At 25.8% G+C, this 318-nt stretch carries 1 pseudogene; it reads left to right on the top strand.

Annotation, left to right across the window (positions count from 1 at the left end):
* Positions 1-318 (top strand): annotated as a pseudogene (locus AYC59_RS07900) (AAA family ATPase); the annotation flags it as partial.

Below are 318 nucleotides of genomic sequence, written 5' to 3'. Positions count from 1 at the left end.
TTATGGATATACACATAAAGTAGATGAAGTAAGAAAAATGTATGATGGATACAAGATAGGAGATAGTTTAGTCTACAATCCTTGGAGTATAACAAACTATTTAAAAAGAGGAGAACTTGTTCCATATTGGGTAAGAACATCAGGAAATAATTTAATAATAAATTCATTAAAAGTATCAGATAAAGAAATGATTGAAGAATTAGAAAAATTATTTAAAGGTGAAAGTGTAGAAAAAAGTATACTATTGCTATCTGATTTAAATATGTTGTTAAATAAAGAAGATGCTTGGGAGTTAATGCTATTTAGTGGATATTTAAC

This window comes from Pseudostreptobacillus hongkongensis (assembly GCF_001559795.1).
Taxonomy (GTDB): Bacteria; Fusobacteriota; Fusobacteriia; order Fusobacteriales; family Leptotrichiaceae; genus Pseudostreptobacillus; species Pseudostreptobacillus hongkongensis.
The sequence above is the reverse complement of the archived record's forward strand: the minus strand, read 5'-3'. Positions and strand labels throughout refer to the sequence as shown.